At 71.9% G+C, this 21,485-nt stretch carries 17 protein-coding genes; 7 read left to right on the forward strand and 10 right to left on the reverse strand.

Annotated elements, in window-relative coordinates; all coding sequences use genetic code 11:
• Positions 1–293: 293 nt before the first annotated feature.
• The 9 genes from HTZ77_RS32415 to ctaD form a co-directional block, all read right to left on the reverse strand.
• A complete protein-coding gene (locus tag HTZ77_RS32415) occupies positions 294–950 on the reverse strand; it encodes a GNAT family N-acetyltransferase (protein ID WP_205304151.1) in 657 nt (218 codons plus the stop codon).
• A gap of 142 nt (positions 951–1,092) precedes the next feature.
• Positions 1,093–2,031 (reverse strand): diacylglycerol/lipid kinase family protein, encoded by a 939-nt coding sequence (locus HTZ77_RS32420; protein WP_175593550.1) that lies wholly within the window; start codon positions 2,029–2,031, stop codon positions 1,093–1,095.
• Between the two features lie 61 nt (positions 2,032–2,092).
• Complete coding sequence (locus HTZ77_RS32425; protein ID WP_175593551.1) at positions 2,093–4,822, reverse strand: immune inhibitor A domain-containing protein; 2,730 nt, start codon at positions 4,820–4,822, stop codon at positions 2,093–2,095.
• A gap of 152 nt (positions 4,823–4,974) precedes the next feature.
• Positions 4,975–5,316: a fumarate reductase subunit FrdD gene (gene frdD / locus HTZ77_RS32430; protein ID WP_205304153.1), complete on the reverse strand. Its 342-nt coding sequence runs from the start codon at positions 5,314–5,316 to the stop codon at positions 4,975–4,977.
• 7 nt (positions 5,317–5,323) lie between these two features.
• Positions 5,324–5,737, reverse strand: a complete 414-nt coding sequence (locus tag HTZ77_RS32435) for a fumarate reductase subunit C (protein ID WP_175593553.1) — start codon at positions 5,735–5,737, stop codon at positions 5,324–5,326.
• Entirely contained in the window at positions 5,734–6,462 is a 729-nt protein-coding gene (gene sdhB, locus HTZ77_RS32440) for a succinate dehydrogenase iron-sulfur subunit (RefSeq protein WP_175593554.1), read from the reverse strand. Before sdhB ends, HTZ77_RS32435 begins: the two co-directional genes overlap by 4 nt.
• Positions 6,452–8,194: a fumarate reductase (quinol) flavoprotein subunit gene (gene frdA, locus HTZ77_RS32445; RefSeq protein ID WP_175593555.1), complete on the reverse strand. Its 1,743-nt coding sequence runs from the start codon at positions 8,192–8,194 to the stop codon at positions 6,452–6,454. Before frdA ends, sdhB begins: the two co-directional genes overlap by 11 nt.
• Positions 8,195–8,198: 4 nt before the next feature.
• Positions 8,199–8,432, reverse strand: coding sequence for a hypothetical protein (locus HTZ77_RS32450; protein WP_175593556.1), 234 nt, complete (start codon positions 8,430–8,432; stop codon positions 8,199–8,201).
• A 102-nt stretch (positions 8,433–8,534) separates the two neighbouring features.
• Entirely contained in the window at positions 8,535–10,223 is a 1,689-nt protein-coding gene (gene ctaD / locus HTZ77_RS32455) for an aa3-type cytochrome oxidase subunit I (RefSeq protein ID WP_175593557.1), read from the reverse strand.
• A 209-nt stretch (positions 10,224–10,432) separates the two neighbouring features.
• Between ctaD and HTZ77_RS32460 the strand changes: the two genes are divergently transcribed.
• On the forward strand, positions 10,433–11,638 hold the full coding sequence (locus HTZ77_RS32460; protein WP_328808900.1) for an aminotransferase class I/II-fold pyridoxal phosphate-dependent enzyme: 1,206 nt from the start codon (positions 10,433–10,435) through the stop codon (positions 11,636–11,638).
• Positions 11,639–11,662: 24 nt separating this feature from the next.
• Here the strand turns inward: HTZ77_RS32460 and HTZ77_RS32465 are convergent, their stop codons facing one another.
• Positions 11,663–12,190 carry a hypothetical protein gene (locus tag HTZ77_RS32465; RefSeq protein WP_175593559.1) on the reverse strand — a complete coding sequence of 176 codons (528 nt, stop codon included), beginning with the start codon at positions 12,188–12,190 and terminating at the stop codon, positions 11,663–11,665.
• Positions 12,191–12,290: 100 nt separating this feature from the next.
• On the opposite strand from HTZ77_RS32465, the gene HTZ77_RS32470 reads away from it, so the two are divergent.
• From HTZ77_RS32470 to HTZ77_RS32495, 6 genes are all read left to right on the forward strand, one after another.
• Complete coding sequence (locus tag HTZ77_RS32470) at positions 12,291–13,652, forward strand: FAD-binding oxidoreductase (RefSeq protein ID WP_328808901.1); 1,362 nt, start codon at positions 12,291–12,293, stop codon at positions 13,650–13,652.
• A 197-nt stretch (positions 13,653–13,849) separates the two neighbouring features.
• Positions 13,850–16,354, forward strand: coding sequence for a protein kinase domain-containing protein (locus tag HTZ77_RS46790; RefSeq protein ID WP_328808902.1), 2,505 nt, complete (start codon positions 13,850–13,852; stop codon positions 16,352–16,354).
• A 175-nt stretch (positions 16,355–16,529) separates the two neighbouring features.
• Positions 16,530–17,162, forward strand: a complete 633-nt coding sequence (locus HTZ77_RS32480) for a TetR/AcrR family transcriptional regulator (RefSeq protein WP_175593560.1) — start codon at positions 16,530–16,532, stop codon at positions 17,160–17,162.
• A 53-nt stretch (positions 17,163–17,215) separates the two neighbouring features.
• Entirely contained in the window at positions 17,216–18,751 is a 1,536-nt protein-coding gene (locus HTZ77_RS32485) for an acyl-CoA carboxylase subunit beta (RefSeq protein WP_175593735.1), read from the forward strand.
• Entirely contained in the window at positions 18,748–20,622 is a 1,875-nt protein-coding gene (locus HTZ77_RS32490) for an ATP-binding protein (RefSeq protein WP_175593561.1), read from the forward strand. Before HTZ77_RS32485 ends, HTZ77_RS32490 begins: the two co-directional genes overlap by 4 nt.
• Positions 20,619–21,464, forward strand: coding sequence for an enoyl-CoA hydratase/isomerase family protein (locus HTZ77_RS32495; RefSeq protein ID WP_175593562.1), 846 nt, complete (start codon positions 20,619–20,621; stop codon positions 21,462–21,464). Before HTZ77_RS32490 ends, HTZ77_RS32495 begins: the two co-directional genes overlap by 4 nt.
• The last annotated feature ends 21 nt before the right edge of the window (positions 21,465–21,485 follow it).

A 21,485-nucleotide genomic window follows, 5' to 3' on the forward strand; every position in this document is an offset into this window, starting at 1 on the left:
CGGGCCGGACCTCGACCGTGGTGTCGGCGCGGTCGGCGGCGAGGAACCGGATGCGTCCGGCGGGGATGTCCAGGACGGCGGCGATCGGGGCGGGGGTGGCGAACTGCTGCATGATGTGCTCCTTGTGCTGCGTTCTTTCGATGTCCACCACCATCGCCGACCGCTCTGACACGGGGCTGTCGCCGTCCTGACGCCACCGCTGACACACGGAAGTACGCGGCAGGTGCCCGATCTCGCGGTGTCGAGCCGACCGGGTCAGCCGTCGCCTGGCCGGCGTGGTGGAGACATGCAGGTCAACGCCGGAGGAGGATGCTGATCTGCGAGCCGAACTCCCGGAAACCGAGTGCCCGGGCGACATGTCGCGACGGCTCCGGCCGCGCCCTCCACTGCGGCAACAACCCTCTCGCCAAGGCGTCGGCCACCGCTGCCGAGGCCACCCGGCGAGCCAGGCCACGACCACGGTGGTCGCGAGCCGTCAGGACGGACATGTGCGCGGCCATGCTCAGCCACTGCTGATGTCCCGCAGCGGCGATCACCTTCCGGCCTTCGCGGATCACGAACGCCTCGGACGAGATCTCTTCCAGACCGCACTCGTCCGCGTCCTGCTCGCCCACCGAGGCCACCAGCTCGCGAACATCGTGATGACCCACCGGCAGGCTTTCGACCTGGGCATCGGTGTGAGCGGCGACGAGATCGTCGGCATCGAGATACGCCAGCGTCGCCGGGCCCAAGTGGTCGAGAGCACGCAACCGGGGCGGGAGCAGAGCCAGATCAACAGTGGTTCGGGCAAGGTGATGGAGCAGCGCGCCTCGCACCGACTCCACCAGGTCAGCGCTGGGCACCGTGGCCAAAATCGCCCCGTCCAGCGCGATGACGCCCGTCCACCCCGGTGGGCACATCCACGATTGCGGCGAGACCACCACACTCACACCGCCGCGCTCGGGAAACATGGCGGGGACACGAGCCAGGTCCGCCCACAACCGGCGTGCTCGATCCAAGGCGCTCCTCGACATTCGTCGATGATCCCCGCCGACCAGTCACAAGGCCAACCCATTCGTGCACGGGAGGGAGATGGGAAACAGCTCTTGAGGGTCAGCGATCCTCGAAGGAGGACGGGACCATGACGCGGACCCCGTTCGGGACCACCCGCAGCCGGATCGGCGTGCGCAGTCGTACCTCGCCGTCCACGTCCGCCGCCATCGGCGGGTCCGTCTCCAGCAGCATCTCGCGCCCCACCACGAACGGCCCGCCGGCGAGGCTGCGCCAGCGGCCCGTCGTGGCGCGCGCCAGCGTCTCGCCGAGCAGCCGCAGCTTCTTGCCCGACCCGAGCTGGTAGGCCACGAGCATGCCGTTGTCGATGCTGATGTCCTTGGCGACCTGCCAGCCGCCGTGGAAGCGGCCGTTGGCGATGTTGAGCTGGTGGGTGAGCAGTTCGTGCCGCTTGCCGTCGACCGTGATGTACGCCCGGAACGGCCGGTGGCCCGGCAGGATCGTCAGAGCCGTGAGCGGGTACGCGGGACGGCCCACGACCCGCTTGAGCCACGGCTTGACCTTGCCCGCCACCTCGACCGAGACGCCGAAGCTGGCCAGGTTGGCGAACGGCCGGTCGTCGGCCATGCCGAGGTCGATGTCGGCGACCTTGCCCGTGTCGAACACCCGGATCGCGCCCGCGAGGTCGAGCGGCAGGCCGAGGCTGCGGGCGAAGTTGTTGGTGGTGCCCAGCGGCAGCACCCCGAGCGCGACGTCGCGGTGGGCGACGTGGCGGACGGCGGAGGACAGCGTGCCGTCGCCGCCGCCGACGATGAGCAGGTCAGGGCGGGTGGCGAGGGCGGTGTCGAGGAGCTCGCGCAGCCGCTTGGGGTTGTAGACGCCGATCTCGGCCAGCGGCTCGAAGCCGAGCTGGTGCAGCCGCTCGATGACCTCGACGTAGTGGCGCCGGCCGCGGCGTGAGCGAGTGTTGATCACCACTGCCACGCGGCGGTCCTTGCGGATCGCCTCGGTGTGCTCGGCCTTGGTGCGCAGTTCGCTCATAGTGCCCAATCGTAGGGCCGCCGGGGGTGTCCCGGCGGCCCTGCGGATCAGCGCGTGGAGATCACTTCTTGGGCGGGATCACCTGGACGATGGCGCCCAGGTTGCCCGGCAGCGGGGAGACCAGCTTGAACTGGACGCCCAGGGCCTTGCCCTCGTCCCCGGGGTTGCCGGAGCCGAGCTTGTGGCCGTTGCCCATGTCCGTGCCGTACAGCTCGGTGGCGGGGGTGCCGTCGAGGTGCACGACGCGGGTGCTGTACTGCTGGTCGCCCTTGGAGGGGACCACCGTCGAGGCGTCGAAGTCGCGGTAGTACAGGCTGCCGTCCTGCACCTCGAGGCCCGGGTACCAGGTCTTGGCGTCGGTGAAGTTCGGCACGCCGTTCAGCGCGGCGACGTCCGTGCAGTACTCGCTGAACGGCTCGTCCGCGGCCTCCAGGCACTCCTTGAACGGGTACGTCTTGCCGAAGGAGAAGGCGGCGTTGGACGACTGCGAGCGGCCCTCCATGTTCTTGTGCCGGGTCGGGTCCTTGGCGGCCGCCGTGCCGGTGCGGCGCAGCGGGTCGTAGTGGGAGTCGACCACGAGCAGGCTGCCCTTGGAGCCGATGCTCGGCGGGAGCTGGAGGTTGTTGCCGATCGAGTTGTTGGTGAAGGTCGAGTCGCGGTACCAGACGAGCAGGCCGGGCGCGTTGTACTTGACCTTCTGGACCTTCCAGGCGCCGTCCCGCGAGTACGTGCTGTCGTAGGCGAACTGCAGGCCCTTGTCGAAGCCGTCGAAGTTGCGCCACTCGGCGAGGTAGAAGCGGTCGATCTGGCGGGAGCCGTTGTTGATGGTCCAGCCCTGGCCGCTGGTGTTGGTGAAGGTGCCGCCGGTCGCCTTCCAGCCGTTGGCGCCGTTCTCGACGTCGTCGCTCCACACGGCGGTGCCGCCGTTGGTGAGCTGGAAGTCGTCGGCGTGCCAGCCGCGCGGGGTGAAGGCGGCGTCGGTGTTGGACGTCAGGCGCAGCTTGATGCTCTTGCCGGCGAACGGCGTGAGGTTGACGTAGTCGTGCCGCCAGCCGTTGGTGCTGCCGGTGAGGCCGTACTTCTTGTCACCGAACGTCTTGAGGTTCTTGTTCGGGTCGGGGTAGCCGTCGGGGGTGGTGACCTCGTTGCCGGCCTCGTCGTACACCTTCTGCTGCGCCCAGGTCTGGCCGCCGTCGGTGGACACCTCGACGAAGCCGAAGTCCCAGTCCTGCTCGATGTCGTAGTTGTTCCACATCCAGAAACGGACGTCGCTCCCGGCGGGGACGGGCACGTCGCGGGTGAGGGAGACGTTGGCCCACTCCTGGTCCATGCCGGACCACCACGCGTTGGCGCCGCTGTGCGGGTCGATCATCTTCAGCGGCGTGGAGGCGAGGTTGACGCGGACGCCGTCCTGGGTGAGCTTGGGCGTGCGCGACGACTGGCCGACGGTCACGAGCTTGGCGGCGTCGCCCGGGTTGAACACCTTCGGGTTGGCCCAGCCGAGCACCCACTTGTCCCAGAGGCCCATGTGGGAGGGCATCGACTGGAAGATCGGCCCGGAGTGGGAGCCGCTGGACATGAGGTCCCAGAAGTCCACGGCGCTGCTGGCCGCGCCGCTGGTGTCGTACAGGTCGGGCAGGCCGAGGTCGTGGCCGTACTCGTGGGCGAAGACGCCGACGCCGGAGTCCTCGGGCTGCACGATGTAGTTGGAGATCTTCTTGTCGCTGCCGGGCACCTTGTAGCCGCCGGCGACCGCGCTGGAGTGCGCCCAGATGGCGTACGTGCCCTCGGCGCCGCCGTCGGCGGACTTGTCCTTGCCGGCGTGGACGAGGACGAGGTGGTCGATCACGCCGTCGGGCTCGGCGAAGTTGCCGTCGCCGTCGGCGTCGGAGACGTCCTCGAGGTCGTAGTCGGCCCACGGGAAGTTCGGCTGGGTCTGGGCCAGGACGTTGACCGCGTCGATGGCGAGCTGGCCGGCGCCGGTCGGGTTGTCGGGGTGGCCGGACATGTCCTGGGGCGCTCCGCCGCAGGCGGCCGCGCCGTACCACGCCTCGGAGTGCGGGGCCTTGATCCAGCCGGCGGCCGAGCCGGTGACCGAGTAGGCGCCCTTGGACATCTCCTCGTACATCTTCTTCATCGTGAAGCCGGAGATGTCGATGCCGGGCTTGCCGTCGCGCGGGTCCTTGAGGTCGGGGCGGACGCGCTCGGTGATGCCCTTGTCGGTGTAGAGCATCTTGTTGAAGTGCTCGGTGCTGAAGTCCTTGACCCAGAACGAGTTGTTGTCCTGGTGCGGGAGGGTGGCCGGGTCAGGGATCTTGTTGTGCAGCGGCCCGTTCTTCAGGGTCCCGGGCGGCTCGACGACGCAGTCGTCGGGGGCACTGTCCGGAGTGCGCAGCCGGTTGAAACCGGAGAAGTCGTCGTTGGCGTTCTCGTTGAACTCGACGAGCAGCGTGAGAAGCTTGGCGGTCTTCGTCTGCTGCGCGTTCTTGAAGATGAATTCAGCGGGGTTTCGGCCGGTCTTTATGGCCGTCTGCTCGCGCGCGGCGAGGACGCGGGCGGCCGCCGGGTTGCCCTCGGTGTACTTGCGGTCCACCTTCTGCGCCGGGGACTCGGCGCGGGCGCGCCGGCTGTTCGGCGACGGCGGCTCGCCGGGCTCCGGCTCGTCCCGGGGCGGGGCGTAGTTGATGTAGTAGTCGGCCCCCGTCGGCTCGTACGCTGCCGCCGACGCCGCCGCCTGGGAGGTGGCTGCCGGGACGGTGAGCGCGGCCGCGAGCAGGGCCGCCGCGGGCATGGCTGTTAACAGGCGTTTCGTGCTGGGCACCAGGAACCCTCTCTGCCCGGGATCGCCGGGCGCATGGCCATGGGGTGTGCAATGCCGGACGTTAGAGGGTGGGTAAAGGGGACGTAAAGGGCGTTGTTGAAATGTGATGTATTTAGGACATTTCAGAATAGGAGGGTTATGGCGGTCACTCCTCCGGCGACGGCCGCCCCGTAGCAGAGCACCGCGACGAGCGCGTCCCACCGGCGCAGGCCGAGCAGCTCCTCGCTGGTGAACCGGATCCGGTGCGCGGCGTGGAACAGGCACAGGGTCAGCGCCACCACCACCGCCCCGCGGACGAGCGGGGCGTCCACGAGCGCGCGCAGGTGCGCGGCCGACGGCCAGGCGACCACGCCGAGCGGCATGAGCACCCCGAACAGCAGGACCAGCACCGGCAGCGTCAGCGCCGCCACCACTCCCCCGCCGCTGAACAGCAGCCACAGGTACGGTTCGAGCCTGCGTCTCACGGTCACCTCACGAGGAGCGCAGCACCAGGTACGCGAGCAGCGCCGAGACCGCCAGCCAGGCCGTGTGGTTGCCGCCCTGGATCATCCAGGCCGGCACCCGCCATCCGTCCAGCCGCACCACGGTCGCCTTCGGCGCGAGGTTGAGGAACGTGACGGCGTGGAAGGCCGTCGCCGCCAGCGCCAGCACGTTCAGCGCCACCATCCACGGCCGCGCCGCGAGCGCCGCGAACCGCTCCGTCGTGCCGTCCGCGACGGCGCCCAGGAGCAGCAGCAGGTACGCGACGGTCCAGGCGACGAGGACGCTGGTCAGCTCGCGCAGCACGAACACGGCCAGGCTCCGCCGGCGGGCGAACCACCACCGGTCGCGCGGCCGGACGTACGGCCGGGCCTCCTCGTGGCCGGGCGGCCGGGCCGTCGTCATCGCCCGCTCCACGGCAGGACCGAGCGCAGCGCGGCCGTCACCTTGTAGCGCTGGATCGCCTCGGCCGGATCCACGTGCTTCGGGCAGACCCGCGTGCAGTCGCCGACGAACGTGCAGCCCCAGACCGCCTCCTCCAGGTTGAGCACGTCGAAGCGGTCGTCCATGTCGCGCGAGTCCAGGTTGTAGCGCTGCGCCAGCGCGATCGCCGCCGGTCCGAGGAAGTCCGGGTCCAGCACGTAGACCGGGCAGGCCGAGTAGCACAGCATGCAGTTGATGCACATGCTGTACTGCTTGTACGCGTCGAGCTGCGCGGGCGTCTGGGCGTACTCCGCGGTCAGCGGCGGCTCCTCGCCCTCCCGGACGAGCCACGGCCGCACCGACGACAGCTTGGCCAGGAACCCGTCGATGTCCACGACCAGGTCCCTGATCACCGGGAAGCCCTTCAGCGGCTCGATGCGCACCGGCCCGGCGCCGTACTCGGCGAGGAACGTGCCGCAGGTCAGCCGGGGCTCGCCGTCGACGTCCATGCCGCACGACCCGCAGATGCCCATCCGGCACGACCACCGGAACGACAGCGTGCCGTCGAGGTGGTCCTTGATGTGGGCGAGGCCGTCGAGCACCGCCCAGTCGGGCCGCAGCGGCACCTCGTAGCTCTGCAGGACCGGCTCGGCGTCCTCCTCCGGCCGGTAGCGCGCCACGTCCAGCCTGATCGTCTCAGCGGCCATAGACCCTCTCCCCTGGCGGCCAGCAGGTGATCGTCACGGGCATCAGGCCGACCGACGGGGTGCCGTCCGGCGCCCGGTGCACCAGTGAGTGCGCGAGGTACGCGTCGTCGTCGCGGGCCGGGAAGTCGACGCGCTGGTGGGCGCCGCGCGACTCCTCCCGGCCGAGGGCGCACGCCACGATGGTCCGCGCCACGTCGAGCATGGCGCGCAGCTCCAGCAGGGTGATCAGCTCGGTGTTGAACGTGGCGCTGGTGTCCTCGACCCGCGCCTCCCCGGCCCGCTCGCACAGGTCGGCCAGCGTGTCCACGGCCTTGGCCAGCGCGTCGCCGGTGCGGTAGATCCCGGCCGCGCCCTCCAGGGTGTGCTGCATGCGCTCGCGCAGATCGGCGATGCGCTCCCCGCCGGACGAGCCGACGGACGAGCCATCGCGCGCGCGTTCCAGCCGCCGCCGCTCGTCGTCCCCCTGGCTGCGCACGGCGGGCGGCTCGCCCTCCCGGTGCGAGCGGGCGAACGCGGCGGCGGCCAGGCCGGCCCGGCGGCCGAAGACGAGGATCTCGGGCAGCGAGTTGGAGCCGAGCCGGTTGGCGCCGTTGATGCTCACGCAGGCGGTCTCCCCGGCCGCGTACAGGCCGGCGATCGTGGTGGCGCCGTCGAGGTCGGTGTGGACGCCGCCCATCATGTAGTGCACGACGGGGCGCACGGGGATGAGGTCGGTGGCCGGGTCGAGGTTCTGGTAGCTGCGGCACAGCTCGCGGACGAACGGGATGCGGGCGTCGATCTTCGCCGCGCCGAGGTGGCGCAGGTCGAGGTGGACGACCGGCCCGTACGGCGTGTCGATGGTGCGGCCCTTGTCCTGCTCGTGGACGAACGCCTGCGACAGCCGGTCGCGCGGCCCGAGCTCCATGCTGCGCAGCTTCGGCGTGGGCGTGGGGGTGCCGAGGTCGTAGTCCTGGAGGTAGCGGTAGCCGTCGCGGTTGAGCAGCCAGCCGCCCTCGGCGCGGGCCGCCTCGGTGATGAGGATTCCGGTGAACGGCAGGCCGGTCGGGTGGTACTGGACGAACTCCATGTCCTTGAGCGGCGCGCCCGCGCGGTAGGCCAGGGCCATGCCGTCGCCGGTCTTGATGGCGGCGTTCGTCGTGAACGGGAAGACCCGGCCGCAGCCGCCGGTGGCCAGGACCACCGCCCGGGCGGGGATCGCCTCGACCCGGCCGGTGCGCAGGTCGAGGGCGACGACGCCGTGGACGCGGCCGTCGTCCACGACGAGCGAGGTGACGTACCACTCGTCGTAGCGCCTGATCCAGGGGTGCCTCAGGGTGGTCTGGAACAGGGTGTGGAGCAGGTGGAAGCCGGTCTTGTCGGCGGCGTACCAGGTCCGCAGGCGCTTCATGCCGCCGAACGGGCGGACCGCGACCCGGCCGTCGGGCTCGCGGCTCCACGGGCAGCCCCAGTGCTCGAGCTGGATCAGCTCGCGCGGCGCCTCGCGGACGAACGCCTCGACCGCGTCCTGGTCGCAGAGCCAGTCGCCGCCGGAGACGGTGTCGTAGCAGTGCTCGTCGAGGCTGTCGTCGATCCCGATGACGCCCGCGGCGCCGCCCTCGGCCGAGACCGTGTGGCTGCGCATCGGGTAGACCTTCGACACGACCGCCACGGTCAGCTCCGGCGCCGTCTCGGCGACGGCGATGGCCGCGCGCAGTCCCGCCCCGCCACCCCCGACGATGAGCACGTCGATCATCGCGTCAGCTCCCGTGGTCGGGTTCGCTCTGGTCTCTCACCCGCTTGCCGTCGTGGCGGATCGCGGACATGTGGATGCTGCCGTCGTGGTAGTCGTGCCGGATCCGGCGGCAGCCGCAGTCGAAGAGCTGGTCGCGGATGACGAGGCCGTATCCGTCGTCGTCCACGTAACGTTCACCGCCGGACCTCTTCCCGCAGGGAGCCGTCTCGGGGGTGAAGGGGGTCCTCGTGCCTGTCATCGCCATCTCCTTCGATGGACGACTCACCGGGCAATGTACGACAGATGATGTGCGACAGATCGGGTATATCCACACAAGCACCAGGACCGGCGTCGGGAAAGGTCAGTCCGCTGTTCCCTTCTCCGGCGGCGTACCGTCCCGCTCCGCGTCCTTCGCGGGCTTCTCGTGCGGGTAGTGCAGGTCGAAGGCGGGCCGTTCGGAGCGGATGGGCGGCATGAACGTGAAGTTGTGCCGCGGCGGCGGGCACGAGGTCGCCCATTCGAGCGAGTTGCAGAACCCCCACGGGTCGTCCACCGTGACGCGCGGGGCCCGCCGCGCGGTCCTCCAGACGTTGTAGAGGAACGGCAGCGTGGACAGCCCCAGCAGGAACGCGCCGACGGACGAGATCTCGTTCAGCGCCGTGAACCCGTCGGCGGCGCTGTAGTCGGCGTAGCGGCGCGGGAAGCCGGCCGCTCCCAGCCAGTGCTGCACGAGGAACGTCGTGTGGAAGCCGACGAACAGGGTCCAGAAGTGGACCTTGCCGAGCCGGTCGTCGAGCATGCGGCCGGTCATCTTGGGCCACCAGAAGTAGAACCCGGCGAACATCGCGAACACGACCGTCCCGAAGACCACGTAGTGGAAGTGCGCGACCACGAAGTAGGTGTCGCTGATGTGGAAGTCCAGCGGCGGCGAGGCCAGGATGACGCCCGTCAGGCCCCCGAGCAGGAAGGTGACCAGGAAGCCGATCGCGAACAGCATCGGCGTCTGGAAGCTGATGTGACCGCGCCACATGGTGCCGATCCAGTTGAAGAACTTCACGCCCGTCGGCACCGCGATGAGGAACGTCATGAACGAGAAGAACGGCAGCAGCACCTGCCCGGTCGGGAACATGTGGTGCGCCCACACGGTCATCGACAGGCCTGCGATCGCGACCGTCGCGCCGACCAGCCCCATGTAGCCGAAGATCGGCTTGCGGGAGAAGACGGGGATGACCTCGGTGATGATCCCGAAGAACGGCAGCGCGATGATGTACACCTCGGGATGGCCGAAGAACCAGAACAGGTGCTGCCAGATCATCGGGCCGCCGTTGGCCGCGTCGAACACGTGGGTGCCGAGCTTGCGGTCCGACTCGAGCACGAGCAGCGCGGCGGCCAGCACCGGGAACGCCATGAGCACGAGCATGCTGGTCAGCAACGTGTTCCAGGTGAAGATCGGCATGCGGAACATCGTCATGCCGGGCGCCCGCATCCCGATGATCGTGGTGATGAAGTTGACCGACCCGAGGATCGTGCCGAGGCCCGACAACGCGAGGCCCATGATCCATAAGTCGCCGCCCATGCCGGGCGAGTAGGTCGCCGAGGCGAGCGGCGTGTAGGCGAACCAGCCGAAGTCGGCCGCGCCTCCCGGGGTGAAGAACCCCGCCGTCGCGATCAGGCTGCCGAACAGGAACAGCCAGTACGCCACCGCGTTCAGCCGCGGGAACGCCACGTCCGGCGCCCCGATCTGCAGCGGCATGACCACGTTGGCGAACCCGGCGAACAGCGGCGTGGCGAACATGAGCAGCATCGCGGTGCCGTGCATGGTGAAGAGCTGGTTGTAGTGCTCCTGGCTGACGAGCTGCATGCCCGGCCGGGCCAGCTCCGCGCGCATCACCATGGCCATGACCCCGGCGACCAGGAAGAACACGAACGACGTGATCAGGTACAGGTAGCCGATGACCTTGTGGTCGGTCGTGGACAGCCAGGAGACGACCACGGTGCCGGTGCGGCGCCGCCTCACCTGGGCGATCGAGGTCTCGCGAACAGTCGTCACGCCTGCTCCCTCCTCGGTGGAGTGATGGCCCTGCCGTACCGGACCCCGGCGCCCTCCATTGCACGCCACCGATCGCCCCGCGTGAAGCCCCGCGGCGCCGTCCGCCCGGATTCTCCGGAGCTGCCCCCTCCCACATGGCGGACGGATTCCTGCTCGCGGGGCCGCGTCTTCTATCCTTCGTATCCGACCCATTCGGAGGAGAGAATCTCGTGAACGCTCAGCGCGACTACGCCGACCTCGTCCAGCGTGGCCTCTCGCTCGACCTGACCCGTGGCAAGCCGTCCCCGCGCCAGCTCGATCTCTCCAACGACATGCTTCACCTGCCGACGACCTTCCGCGCCGCCGACGGCACCGACGCCCGCAACTACGGCGGCCTCCAGGGCCTGCCGGAGCTGCGCGAGCTGTTCGCGCCGCTGGTCCAGGTGCCCGCGGGCCAGCTCGTCGTGGGCGGCAACTCCAGCCTGGCGCTGATGCACGACACGATCGTGCACGCGCTGCTCACCCCGGTCCCCGGCGCCGCGCGCCGGTGGGTCGAGGAGCCGAAGGTCACGTTCCTGTGCCCAGTACCCGGCTACGACCGGCACTTCACGATCACCGAGCGGTTCGGCATCACGATGGTGCCCGTCCCGATGAACGCCGACGGCCCCGACATGGACGTGGTCGAGCGCCTGGTCGCCACCGACGCCAGCGTCAAGGGCATGTGGTGCGTGCCCAAGTACAGCAACCCGTCCGGCGCCACCTACAGCGCCGAGACGGTGCGCAGGCTCGCCGCCATGCCGGCCGCCGCCCCCGACTTCCGGATCTTCTGGGACAACGCCTACGCGGTGCACCACCTCACCGACGCCCCGGCCGAGCTGGCCGACCTGCTCGCGCTGGCGGCCGAGCACGGCAACCCCGACCGCGTGTTCGTCTACGCCTCCACCTCCAAGGTGACGCTGGCGGGCAGCGGCGTGTCGTTCTTCGGCTCCTCCCCCGCCAACGTCGAGTGGTTCCTGCACAACACCTCCAAGCAGTCCATCGGCCCCGACAAGGTCAACCAGCTCCGGCACGTGGAGTTCCTGCGCGACCCCGAGGGTCTCGCCGCGCACATGCGCCGCCACGCCGAGCTCGTCTGGCCGAAGTTCGAGCTGGTCGACCGGGTGCTGGCCAAGGAGCTGGGCGACCTGGGCACCTGGAGCAGCCCCGTCGGCGGCTACTTCATCAGCCTGGAGGTGCCGCACGCCGGCGAGGTGGTGGCCAAGGCCAAGGCGGCGGGCATCGCGCTCACCCCGGCCGGCGCCACCCACCCCTACGGCAAGGACCCCGACGACCGCTTCATCCGCATCGCGCCCACCTTCCCGGGGCTCGACGAGCTGGAGCAGGCCATCACGGGCCTCGCCGTGTGCGCCCGCCTGGTCGCCGACGAGCACGCCTGACCCGCCGCACGTCCAGGCACGGCTTCAGGCGCGACCCGCGCGCCTGAAGCCGAAGATGTAGTCGCGCGTCTCGCTCGGATGGACCGAGACGCCGAGGCCGGGCTCGAAGACGACGTTGTCGCGCGCGCAGTACCGCAGGCGCTCCCACACCTGGAACGCCTGCTCGCGCGCGGGCTCCTCGGCCCGGTCGCGCCGGCGGGCGCCGTACGAGCCGAGCACCTGGAGCAGGCCGAACCCCCAGAACAGGCCGGTGAGGCAGAACGGCGCGAGCAGCACCTCGCCCCAGCCGGAGTCCTTGCCCATCGCGATCACCAGCGACACCACCAGGTGCACGAGGGCGGCCACCCCGAGCAGGATGTAGCCCTGGTTGCGCACCCAGGGGGCGTACTGGCGGCTGGGGAACGACATCCACACGGCGAGCTGGGTGCGGCTCATCAGGTGCTTGGTCGCGCCGAGCGACACGGCCGTCGGCAGGTCGGCGATCTCGCGCTCGCCGGGCAGGCGCACGCGTCCGATGCGGTACGTGGTCCCCGCGGCCACGGCTCCCGGCACGGAGACGACCTGGTCAGCCTGGGAACACGCCGGACACGTCACTTCCACCCGGGCAGTCTGGCCGTAAGCGTCGATACGCGCAAACCGTAAGGTTCTTCATGTGAGACCCATCGATGCCTTGGTCGACGCCCTTCCCGCCGGGCGTGTCGTGACCGATCCCGACGTGGCCGACTCCTACGCGCGCGACCGCACGTTCGTCGAGCCAGGCAAGCCGCTCGGCGTGGTGCTGGCCGCCACCCGCGACGACGTCGTCACCACGATGCGCTGGGCGAGCGAGCACCGCGTCCCGGTCGTGCCGCGCGGCGCGGGCACCGGCCTGGCGGGGGCGGCCACGGCGACCGACGGCGCGGTCGTCCTGTCCCTGGCCCGCATGACCGCGATCAGGGAGCTGTCCCCGGCCGACGAGATCGCCGTGGTGGAGCCCGGCGTGATCACCGCCGACCTCGACCGGGCCGCCCGGGAGCACGGGCTCATGTACGCGCCGGACCCGTCGTCGTACGAGATCTCCACGATCGGCGGCAACCTGGCGACCAACGCGGGCGGGCTGCGCTGCGTGAAGTACGGCGTGACGCGCGACTCGGCGCTCGGCCTGGAGGTCGTGCTGGCCGACGGGCGGATCCTCAACACCGGCCGGCGCACCATGAAGGGCGTCACCGGCTACGACCTGACCGGGCTGTTCGTCGGCTCCGAGGGCACGCTCGGCGTCATCACCTCGGCCACGGTGCGGCTGCGCCGCGCCCCCGAGCAGCCGCCGGCGACGTTCGCCGCCGAGTTCGGGTCGCTGCGCGACGCGGGCGCCGCCGTGGCGGCCATCATGGCGGCCGGCTGCCAGCCGTCGCTGATGGAGCTGATGGACCGGGCGACGCTGGAGGCCATCGACGAGTGGCGCAACATCGGCCTGGAGCCGGGGACGAACGCCATGCTCATCGGCCAGTCCGACGCCTCCGACAGCCAGGCCGTGGTCGAGCGCATGGAGGCCCTGTGCGTGGAGAACGGCGCCTCGTTCGTGGCCGTCTCCTCCAGCCCGCAGGAGGCCGAGGAGCTGATCGGCGTGCGGCGCATGGCCTACCACGCCGGTGAACGGCTCGGCGCGTGCCTGGTGGAGGACGTCTGCGTGCCCCGCTCGGCGCTGCCCGAGATGGTCGGCGCGGTCGAGGCGGCGGCGGCCAGGCACGAGGCGAAGATCTTCACGGTCGCGCACGCCGGCGACGGCAACCTGCACCCTGTGTTCGTCTTCGAGCACGGCCTGACCGAGCCGCCGGCGAACGTGTGGGCGGCGGCCGACGAGGTGTTCACGCGGGCGCTGGAGCTCGGCGGCACGCTGACCGGGGAGCACGGGGTCGGCCTGCTCAAGCGCCGGTGGCTGGCGCTGGAGTCCGGGCCGGTCACACGGGAGGTGCAGCACGGCATCAAGGCGGTGTTCGACCCGCTGGGCATCCTCAACCCGGGCAAGGCCATCTAGCCCTGTCTGTCGGTCGCCGTCCTGTCTGTCGCCGGGCATGACGGCGAGCGTGGTCCTGGCCACAATCCGCACACAAGCACTGACATGAGCCGACAAATCGTGAAAGAAATGTCAAGGCCGGGCCACGCACCAACCATCACGCTGGTAGCGTTCTGCCCCAGTTGTCATGAAGTCATGCGTGGTCATGGGGGTCCAACGTGAATCCGTACCAGCCGTTGGCGGCGGACGATCCGCGACGGCTGGGGGCCTACGAGCTCCTCGGCCGTCTCGGCGAGGGCGGCCAGGGCGTCGTCTATCTGGGACGTGACGAATCCGGCGAGCAGGTGGCGGTCAAGCTCCTGCACCACGCCGCGGTCGCCGACCCGGAGGCGCGCAGCCGCTTCCTGCGCGAGGTCGCCGTGGCGCAGCGGGTGGCCCGGTTCTGCACGGCGCCGGTGCTCCACGCCGACCTGGAGGGCAGCCGGCCGTACATCGTCAGCGAGTTCGTGCCCGGCCCGTCGCTGCGCCAGCTCGTCATCAACGAAGGGCCGCGCCGGGGGGCCGCCCTGGAGCGGCTCGCGATCAGTACGGCGACGGCGCTGGCGGCCATCCACCGGGCGGGGATCCTGCACCGCGACTTCAAGCCCGCCAATGTGCTCATGGGGCCCGAGGGCCCGGTCGTGATCGACTTCGGCATCGCGCGGGCGCTCGACTCGCCCGGCGCGACGGCCACCGGCATGGCCATGGGCACGCCCTCGTACCTCGCTCCGGAGCAGCTCAGCGGCGGTGTGGTGTCCGAGGCCGCGGACGTGTTCGCGTGGGGCGTCACGATGGTGTTCGCCGCGACGGGCGCGCCGGCGTTCGGCGCCGACTCCATCCCCGTCGTGATGAACCGCATCCTGCACGAGGAGCCGCAGCTCGGCGGGATGGACGGGACGCTCGGCGAGCTGGTCGCCCTGTGCCTGTCCAAGGACCCGACGGTGCGGCCGAGCGCGGACGAGCTGATCGTGCGGCTCACGGGGCAGCCCGCGCCGAAGGCGGCGATCGAGCCGGTGACGGGCGGTCAGGCGATCCCGGCCGGTCAGACGGTTCCCGGTGGTACGGCCGTACCTGGCGGCCAGCCTGTCCCGGGTGGTCAGTCTGTATCCGGCGGTCAGCCCGTTCCCGGTGGTCAGCCCGTCCCGGGTGGTCAGCCCGTTCCCGGTGGTCAGCCCGGCTCCGGCGGCCAGCCTGTTCCCGGCGGCCCGCAGGGCGGCGCGGCTCCCTACTCCGGCCCGCACCAGACGGGCGCGCACCTCCCCAACGCGGCCCAGCAGCCCGGCGGCCACCCCGGCGCGCAGCCTGCCACGGGCGGGCAGCACCCGGGCGCGGCCCAGCAGGGCATGCCCCAGCCCGGCGCGCAGCATCCCGGCATGCCGCAGGCCGGCGCCCAGCACCCCGGCATGCCGCAGGCAGGCGCCCAGCACCCCGGCATGCCCCAGGCTGCCGGGGGCGGCGCCCACCCCGGGGGGCCGGGCGCGGGCGGGCAGGCACCATGGCCGGGCCCGCAGGGCGCCGGCGCGATGGGCCCCGGCATGGGCGGCATGAACGTCCCCGGCCACCCCCAAGGCCCCGCCGGTCACGCCGGTCTGGCCGCGGCGGCCGGCGGCCAGGGCGGCGCGGCCCACGGCGGCCCTGCGAACGGCCGCGGTCAGGCGGGCCACGGCGCCAACGGTCCCGCGAACGGCCGGGGCGGTCAGGCAGGCCACGGCGCCGGCGGCCCCGGCGACCAGCAGGGCCGGCCCGAGGCCGCCAAGCAGCGCCGCACCCTCACGTTCGCCCTGTCCGGCGCCGCCGCCGCGGCCCTGCTCGTCGTGGCCGGCGTGGTCATCGTGCAGTCCCAGGGCAAGCCCACCGAGGTCGTCGCCGTGGGCAACCAGAGCCAGGCGAGCCCCACCGACGGCTCGGGCGCCGGACAGCCGCTGGAGCCGCCGCGCGTGGAGGCCACCCCCGAGCCGGGCCTTCCGACGTCCGGCGCGGTCCAGACGCCTGACCTGGAGGAGCCCGAGCCGACGAAGACGGCGGCGGCGCAGAAGCAGCCGAGCCCCCTCCATCCGGTCGCCACCCAGGCGCAGATCCCGACCACGGTGGCCCCGCCGAAGCACGAGGAGAAGACCTCCGCGCCCGAGCCGGAGCCCACCAGCAAGCCGACGAAGACGAAGAAGCACTCGGACGACATGGTGGACCCGGCGACGGCGCCCACGGACACGCCGGGCGACGACCAGGTCTCGCAGCCTCCGGCGCAGCCCACGACCAAGCCGACCACCAGGCCGACCACCCAGCCCACCGCGAAGCCCACGACCAAGCCGACCACCGCGAAGCCGACGGTCAAGCCCACCACCGCTGCCCCGCTCAAGCCGAACCCGTACTCGCCGGCCCAGGCGTGCGGGGCGGGCTTCAAGGTGATCGACAGCCACGCGCTCGGCGGCAGCGCCACGATCTACCTGCTCTACAACTCGGGCGCGGGCCAGAACTGCGTGGTGACCATGTCGAAGTACGTGTATCCGGGCAAGGTCTCGATGAACGCCATCCTCCAGGTGAAGGGCGGCTCCAGCGGCTCGAACCCGGGCAGCTTCACCGCGTACGCGGGCCCGGTGCGGGCGAGCGCGAAGAACCAGTGCGTGATCTGGGGCGGCACCTGGAAGACGCTGACCTGGAAGTCGGGCTGGAGCCACTGCAGCTGACCCGCGAGGGGCCCGTCCCCTGAGCGTTCCCGAAGGCGCCCCACCGGTCCCCCGGTCGGGCGCCTTCCGCTGTGCGGGCCTGTGGTCCCCATGACGATCCGTCGGTCCGCGCGCACGGCCCGGACGGCTCGCGGGCGGCCTTCCCCTCGGCGCGGCCCGGGGTTACGCTGTTGACGTGATCGTCAAGTCGGACCCGCTGACGGCCCGGGGCAGGCGCACCAGGGAGGCGCTGGTGCGGGCCGGCCGGGAGGCGTTCGACGAGCACGGCTACGAGGCCGTGCGGGTCGACGACGTGTGCGCCAGGGCCGGCGTCTCGCACGGCACGTTCTACACGTACTTCACCTCCAAGGAGGTGCTGTTCCGCGAGGTGGCCGCGGCGGTCGTGGGCGAGATGTTCACCGCCAGCGTCGTGGGCCCCGCGGCCTCCGGCGACCCGTACGCACGGATCGAGGCCGCCAACCGCCTCTACCTGCGCGCCTGGTCCGCCAACTCGCGGCTGGTGCGCATGCTGGAGCAGGCCGCCGCGGCCGAGGAGGGCCTGCGCGAGCTGCTGCTGGAGCTGCGCGAGGTGTTCGTGCGACGCGGCGCCGACGGGCTGCGCCGCCTGCAGGAGCAGGGCCTGGCCGACCCGGCGCTCGACCCGCGGCTCACCGCGATCATGCTGGGCGGCATGGTCGAGCACTTCGCCCGCGTCTGGCTCGACCTCGGCGAGCCGGCCGACGAGCGCGCGGCCGTGGACCTGCTGACCCGGCTGTGGGCTCGGGCCATCGGGTTGACACCGGCGTCGACTTCCGCGGAGGACATGTGATCGGGAGCAGGCTCGACCCCGGCGACCCCGAGTACGCGCGGCGGCGCGAGGCGATGCTGGCCAAGCTGGCCGAGCTGGACGCCGAGCACGCCAAGGCGGTGGCGGGCGGCGGCGAGAAGTACCGCGAGCGGCATCGCGCCCGCGGCAAGCTGCTCGCCCGTGAACGGATCGAGCTGCTGCTCGACCCCGACTCCCCGTTCCTGGAGCTGTCGCCGCTGGCCGCCTGGGGCAGCGACTTCCACGTCGGCGCGAGCGTCGTGACGGGGATCGGGGTGATCGAGGGCGTCGAGTGCGTGGTGTGCGCCAGCGACCCCACGGTGCGGGGCGGCGCCTCCAACCCCTGGACGCTCCGCAAGACCCTGCGCGCCTCCGACATCGCCCTGAGGAACCGCCTGCCGTACGTCAATCTCGTGGAGAGCGGCGGCGCGGACCTGCCGACGCAGAAGGAGATCTTCATCCCGGGCGGTCAGGTCTTCCGCGACCTGACGCGCCTGTCGGCGGCCGGGATCCCGACGATCGCCCTGGTCTTCGGCAACTCGACCGCCGGCGGCGCCTACGTGCCCGGGATGAGCGACCACGTGGTGATGGTCCGCGACCGGGCGAAGGTGTTCCTCGGCGGTCCGCCGCTGGTCAGGATGGCGACCGGCGAGGAGTCCGACGACGAGTCGCTCGGCGGCGCCGAGATGCACGCGCGCGTCAGCGGCCTGGCCGACCATCTCGCCGCCGACGAGCACGACGCGCTGCGCCTCGGGCGGCGGATCGTCCGCTCGCTCGGCTGGCGCAAGCTCGGCGCCCGGCCTCCGACCCCGGTGCGCGAGCCCGCGCATCCCGCCGAGGAGCTGCTCGGCCTGGTCCCGGACGACCTGCGCGTCCCGTTCGACCCGCGCGAGGTGATCGCCCGGATCGTGGACGGCAGCGAGTTCGACGAGTTCAAGCCGCTGTACGGCGCGTCGCTGGTCACCGGGTGGGCGCGGCTGCACGGCTACCCCCTCGGCATCCTGGCCAACGCCCGGGGCGTGCTGTTCAGCGAGGAGTCGCAGAAGGCGACCCAGTTCATCCAGCTCGCGAACCAGACGCGCACGCCGCTGCTGTTCCTGCAGAACACCACGGGCTACATGGTCGGCAAGGAGTACGAGCAGCGCGGCATCATCAAGCACGGCGCCATGATGATCAACGCGGTGTCCAACTCGACCGTGCCGCACCTGACCGTGGTCATGGGCGCCTCGTACGGCGCGGGCAACTACGGCATGTGCGGACGGGCCTACGACCCGAGGTTCCTGTTCGCCTGGCCCAGCGCCAAGTCCGCGGTCATGGGACCCGCGCAGCTCGCCGGGGTGCTGTCGATCGTCGGCCGCGCCTCGGCCCAGGCGCGCGGGCAGGTGTACGACGAGGAGGCCGACGCGGCGATGCGGGCCATGGTGGAGGCGCAGGTGGAGGCGGAGTCGCTGCCGTTCTTCCTGTCCGGGCGGCTGTACGACGACGGGGTGATCGACCCGCGCGACACCCGGACCGTGCTCGGATTGTGCCTGTCGGCCGTCAACAGCGCGCCGGTGCCCGAGGCGGCGGGATACGGGGTGTTCCGGCCGTGATCACACGTCTACTCGTGGCCAACCGGGGCGAGATCGCCCGCCGGATCTTCCGTACCTGCCGTGAGCTCGGCGTCGAGACCGTCGCGGTGTTCTCCGACGCCGACACCCACGCGCCGCACGTGGCCGAGGCCGACGCCGCGGTACGGCTGCCGGGCACGCGGCCGGCGGACACGTACCTGGCGATCGACCGGATCGTGGCGGCGTGCCGGGCCTCGGGGGCCGACGCGGTCCACCCGGGCTACGGGTTCCTGTCGGAGAGCGCGGACTTCGCGCGGGCGGTGCTGGAGGCGGGGCTCGTGTGGGTGGGGCCGCCGCCGGAGGCGGTCGCCGCGATGGGCTCGAAGGTGACGGCCAAGCGGCTGATGGCGGAGGCGGGGGTCCCGGTCCTGCCCTCGTGGGAGGCCGGTGGGGAGCCGGCGTACCCGCTGCTGGTGAAGGCGTCGGCGGGGGGCGGCGGGCGCGGGATGCGGGTGGTGCGCTCCCCCGCCGACCTCGCCGAGCAGGTGGAGTCGGCGCGGCGGGAGGCCGAGGCGGCGTTCGGCGACGGCACGGTGTTCGTGGAGCCGCTGCTGGAGGGCGCCCGGCACGTCGAGGTGCAGGTCCTGGCCGACGCGCACGGCACGGTGTGGGCGCTCGGCGAGCGCGAGTGCAGCATCCAGCGCCGCCATCAGAAGGTCGTCGAGGAGTGCCCGTCGCCCGGGATCGGCGACGGCGTGCGCGAGAGGCTGCGTGAGGCGGCGGTCCGCGCGGCCCGGGCGATCGGCTACGTGGGCGCCGGCACCGTGGAGTTCCTGGTCAAGGGCGAGCGGGTGGCGTTCCTGGAGATGAACACCCGGCTCCAGGTGGAGCACCCGGTGACCGAGCTGGTGCACGGGGTGGACCTGGTGCGCCTCCAGCTCGAGATCGCCGAGGGCTCCGCGCTGCCGGAGTCGCCGCCGCGGCCGTCCGGCCACGCCGTCGAGGCCCGCCTGTACGCCGAGGACCGCGACCACCTGCCGCAGACGGGCGTCCTGTGGCACGTCGAGATCCCGGCGCACGGCCACGGCGTGCGGGTGGACTCCGGGGTGGAGCCGGGCTCCGAGGTGCCGCCGTACTACGACGCGATGCTCGCCAAGGTGATCGCGCACGGCGCCACGCGCGGCGAAGCGGTCAGGAAGCTGGCGGCGGCGCTGCGGCGGGCCCGGCTGCACGGCGTCACCACGAACCGCGACCTGCTGGTCGCCGTCCTGGACCATCCCGCGTTCCGCGCCGGTGACACGCACATCGGCTTCCTCGACGAGCACCGCGACACGCTCCCGCCCCCTGGCCCGCCGCCGCCGCTCGCCGTGCTCGCCGCCGCCCTGGCCGGGGCGGCCGCCAACCGCCGCGACGCGCGCGTCCTCGCGAGCCTGCCCGGCGGCTGGCGCAACGTCCGCTCGCAGCCGCGGAGCGCCCGCTTCGAGGAGGCCGAGACGGTCTACGACCCGCTGCCGGACGGCGTCGCCGTGCTGTCCGCCGAGCCGGAGCTGGTCGTGCTGGAGGCGGACGGCGTGCGGCGGGCGTTCCAGGTCGCCCGCCACGGCGGCAAGGTCTACGTCGACTCGGGCGGCGTCCACGCCGAGCTGACGCCGCTGCCGCGCCTGCCGGAGCCGGTCGAGCGGGCCGCGCCCGGCTCGCTGCTCGCGCCCATGCCGGGCGGCGTCCTTCGCGTGGAGGTCAAGGAAGGGCAGCGCGTGGGCAAGGGACAGGCCGTCCTGGTCCTGGAAGCCATGAAGATGGAGCATCGGATCACCGCGCCCGCCGCCGGGATCGTGTCCGCGCTGCGCGTGGGGAAGGGCGACCAGGTCGAGGCCGGGGCGGTGCTGGCGATCATCGACGAGGAGAACACATGACGCGCCTGGTCCACAGGGAGCTCGCCGGCGGAGTCGCCACGATCACCCTCGACTCGCCGCCGAACCGCAACGCGCTGTCCGTGCGGCTGCTCGGCGACCTGGAGGAACGGCTGACCTGGGCGCTGGCCGAGCCGGAGGCGCGGGTGATCGTGCTGACCGGCACCGGCCCGGTCTTCTGCTCGGGCGCCGACCTGAAGGAGCAGCGGATCGAGCCCGCCTCGGGCGCCGCCGACGCCCCGGTGACGGCGTCGTTCCCGGAGATCATGGCGCTGCTGTGGGAGAGCCCGAAGCCGGTCGTCTGCCGGCTCAACGGCACCGCCCGGGCGGGCGGTCTGGGGCTGGTGGCGGCCTGCGACTTCGCGGTCGCGCCGCTGACGGCGTCCTTCGCGTTCAGCGAGGTACGGCTCGGCGTGGTGCCCGCGATGATCTCCGTACCGGTGCTGCGGAGACTGAACCCGAGGGCGGCGGCCGAGTACCTGATGACCGGGGAGGTGTTCGACGCCGCCAGGGCGGTGGAGATCGGGCTGCTGTCGCGCGCCGTGCCGGCGGAGGAGCTGGACGCGACGGTGGCGCACTACGCGGACATGCTGGTCAAGGGCGGGCCGGAGGCGCTGGCGATCACCAAGCGGCTGGTGCGCGAGGTGCCGGCCATGCCGTTCGAGGAGGGGCTGCGGCGGATGGCCGCGCTGTCGGCGCAGCGCTTCACGTCCCAGGAGGGGCAGGAGGGGATCGCCGCTTTCATGGCGAAGCGCCCGCCTTCCTGGGTCCCGGCCGCGCCGGGCGACGAGAAGCCTGCCGACTCGGCCGGCTCGGCCGGCTCGACCGAGGAGAAGCCGTCATGACGGTCGCGACCGTGCGGGGGG

It is taken from the genome of Nonomuraea montanisoli, assembly GCF_013363975.1.
Lineage (GTDB): Bacteria > Actinomycetota > Actinomycetes > Streptosporangiales > Streptosporangiaceae > Nonomuraea > Nonomuraea montanisoli.

Coding starts and splice junctions, on each gene's coding strand:
- HTZ77_RS32450 (WP_175593556.1), bottom strand. CDS start 8,432: ATGACAGGCACGAGGACCCCCTTCACCCCCGAGACGGCTCCCTGCGGG.
- HTZ77_RS32435 (WP_175593553.1), bottom strand. CDS start 5,737: ATGACGACGGCCCGGCCGCCCGGCCACGAGGAGGCCCGGCCGTACGTC.
- HTZ77_RS32415 (WP_205304151.1), bottom strand. CDS start 950: ATGTTTCCCGAGCGCGGCGGTGTGAGTGTGGTGGTCTCGCCGCAATCG.
- sdhB (WP_175593554.1), bottom strand. CDS start 6,462: ATGGCCGCTGAGACGATCAGGCTGGACGTGGCGCGCTACCGGCCGGAG.
- frdA (WP_175593555.1), bottom strand. CDS start 8,194: ATGATCGACGTGCTCATCGTCGGGGGTGGCGGGGCGGGACTGCGCGCG.
- HTZ77_RS32485 (WP_175593735.1), top strand. CDS start 17,216: ATGCTGGCCAAGCTGGCCGAGCTGGACGCCGAGCACGCCAAGGCGGTG.
- HTZ77_RS32495 (WP_175593562.1), top strand. CDS start 20,619: ATGACGCGCCTGGTCCACAGGGAGCTCGCCGGCGGAGTCGCCACGATC.
- HTZ77_RS32425 (WP_175593551.1), bottom strand. CDS start 4,822: ATGCCCGCGGCGGCCCTGCTCGCGGCCGCGCTCACCGTCCCGGCAGCC.
- HTZ77_RS32420 (WP_175593550.1), bottom strand. CDS start 2,031: ATGAGCGAACTGCGCACCAAGGCCGAGCACACCGAGGCGATCCGCAAG.